Source organism: Pseudomonas sp. Sample_14 (assembly GCF_004307515.1).
Lineage (GTDB): Bacteria > Pseudomonadota > Gammaproteobacteria > Pseudomonadales > Pseudomonadaceae > Aquipseudomonas > Aquipseudomonas atacamensis.
Map to the genome: position 1 here is coordinate 1 of NZ_RCOC01000006.1, position 2,865 is coordinate 2,865.

At 56.6% G+C, this 2,865-nt stretch carries 2 protein-coding genes; both read left to right on the forward strand.

Annotation, left to right across the window (positions count from 1 at the left end; translation table 11 throughout):
* The first annotated feature begins 283 nt into the window (after positions 1 to 283).
* A complete protein-coding gene (locus D8U61_RS01255) occupies positions 284 to 1,909 on the forward strand; it encodes an ABC transporter substrate-binding protein (protein ID WP_016771716.1) in 1,626 nt (541 codons plus the stop codon).
* Between the two features lie 300 nt (positions 1,910 to 2,209).
* On the forward strand, positions 2,210 to 2,865 hold a 656-nt coding region (locus tag D8U61_RS01260; protein ID WP_241663586.1), incomplete at its 3' end, for an ABC transporter substrate-binding protein.

Here is a 2,865-nt window from a genome sequence, read left to right on the forward strand (position 1 = left end):
TCCCCAAGGGTATAAATAAGTAACACCAAGCCCCACCCAAGCGCACAGAACAAGACCGGCGCACCATTTCAGTGCCGCGAATGCACCGCAAAAACCACCCGCAAACGGTCAAATGCGTCAAAAGTTATACGGATGCGACATTAAGGTACGTTCGTGCCACCGTTTAACGCCGCCGACCGCTCTGGATCTTGCATTGGGTATGGGGCCTGCATAAGTATCCGCAGGCACGACTCACGAGGTCGTACCTCACAACTAAAAAATGACAACAAATCATGAGGCCAACATGCTTAAACACGCGGTCATTCCGTTTCTAGTCGGCGCAGGCTTGTTAGCCTCCGCACCTTTCGCCACCGCTGCGACTAACCTGGTGTTCTGCTCCGAAGGGAGCCCGGCCGGTTTTGATCCAGGCCAGTACACCACCGGAACCGACTTCGACGCCTCAGCCGAAACCATGTTCAACCGCCTGACCCAGTTCGAGCGCGGCGGCACCGCCGTGATTCCTGGTCTGGCGACCAAGTGGGACATTTCCGACGATGGCCTGACTTACACCTTCCACCTGCGTGAAGGCGTCAAGTTCCACACCACCCCGTATTTCAAGCCGACTCGTGAATTCAACGCCGACGACGTGCTGTTTACGTTCAACCGCATGATCAACAAGGACGACCCGTTCCGTAAGGCCTACCCGACCGAATTCCCGTACTTCACCGACATGGGGATGGACACCAACATCACCAAGATCGATAAAGTCGACGACCACACCGTCAAGTTCACTCTGAAAGAAGTCGACGCCGCGTTCATCCAGAACATGGCCATGAGCTTCGCTTCCGTGCAGTCCGCCGAATACGCGGCCCAACTGCTCAAGGATGGCAAAGCCGCCGACATCAACCAGAAGCCGATCGGCACCGGCCCGTTCGTGTTCAAGAGCTACCAGAAAGACTCGAACATCCGTTACACCGGCAACAAGGATTACTGGAAACCTGAAGACGTGAAGATCGACAACCTGATCTTCGCTATCACCACCGACCCGTCGGTGCGTATCCAGAAGCTGAAAAAGAACGAGTGCCAGGTCACCCTGTTCCCACGTCCGGCCGATCTGAAAGCGCTGAAAGAAGACAAGTCGCTGAAGATGCCGGATCAGGCTGGCTTCAACCTCGGCTACATCGCTTACAACGTGATGGACAAGGTCAAGGGCAGCAACGAGGCCAACCCGCTGGCTGACCTGCGCGTGCGTCAGGCGCTGGACATGGCCGTGAACAAGCCGCAGATCATCGATTCGGTTTACCAGGGCGCTGGCCAACTGGCCGTCAACGCCATGCCGCCGACCCAGTGGTCCTACGACACCACCATCAAGGATGCCAAGTACGATCCTGAGAAAGCCAAACAGCTGCTCAAGGAAGCCGGCGTCAAGGAAGGTACCGAGATCGTCCTGTGGGCGATGCCGGTGCAGCGTCCGTACAACCCGAACGCCAAACTGATGGCTGAAATGCTCCAGTCCGACTGGGCCAAGATCGGCTTGAAAGTGAAGATCACCAGCTACGAGTGGGGCGAGTACATCAAGCGTTCCAAAGGTGGCGAGAACCAGGCCATGATCATTGGCTGGAGCGGTGACAATGGTGATCCGGACAACTGGCTCAACGTTCTGTTCGGCTGCGACTCGCTGAGCGGCAACAACTTCTCCAAGTGGTGCGACAAGAAGTTCGACGGCCTGGTGAAAGAAGCCAAACGCACTACTGACCAGGGCAAGCGCACCGAGCTGTACAAACAGGCGCAACACGTCCTCAAAGATGCAGTTCCAATGACACCTATCGCTCACTCGACGGTGTATCAACCCATGCGCGCCAACGTGCAGGACTTCAAGATCAGCCCATTTGGCCTGAATTCCTTCTACGGCGTCAGCGTCAGCAAGTAAGACATTGCAACGGCGGCGTTTCTGACGTCGCCGTTACTTTATCTACCGGGAAAAAAGGAAAAGGCCTACACCCAAATCCGCCGCAGATGATTGCTTCGGTATAGGCGCGTCGACTTTTCCTACGAGCATTAAGGCAATTACGTATTTACTGCCAGAGGCACGGTGCCTACCGTCGCGTACTGACCAGTGTCTGCGTGGGCCACCGGTTTTGCCGTACGTATTGGATTGAGCTCAATGCGACCAGAAAGTCCCGGGATAGGGACCCTGACGCATTGCACAACACTAAAAAGAGGGAGCGTCATGCGCCATACCTTGATTTTTTCCGCACTGTTGGGCGCCGGCCTGTTGGCCGCCACGTCTGCAAGCTACGCCGCCAGCGACAGCCTGGTGTTTTGCTCGGAAGGCAGCCCGGCGGGTTTCGATACCGCGCAGTACACGACGGCCACCGACAACGACGCCGCCGAGCCGCTGTACAACCGCCTCGTCGAGTTTGAAAAAGGCGCGACCAATGTCGTGCCGGGCCTGGCGACCAAGTGGGACATTTCCGAAGATGGCCTGAAATACACCTTTCACCTGCGTGAAGGCGTGAAATTTCATACAACCCCTTACTTCAAGCCGAGCCGCGATTTCAACGCTGACGATGTCGTGTTCACGTTCACTCGCATGCTCGATGCGCAACAGCCGTTCCGCAAGGCGTATCCCACCGAGTTTCCGTACTTCAACGGGATGAGCCTGAACAAGAACATCGCCAAGGTCGAGAAGACCGGGCCGCTGACCGTGGAGTTCACGCTCAACAGCGTCGATGCCGCGTTCATCCAGAACATCGCCATGAGCTTCGCTTCGATTCTGTCTGCCGAATACGCCGACAAGCTGCTGGCCGACGGCAAGCCGAGCGACATCAACCAGAAGCCGATCGGCACCGGGCCGTTCGTGTTCAAGAGCTACCAGAAAGACTC

Coding starts and splice junctions, on each gene's coding strand:
- D8U61_RS01255 (WP_016771716.1), top strand. CDS start 284: ATGCTTAAACACGCGGTCATTCCGTTTCTAGTCGGCGCAGGCTTGTTA.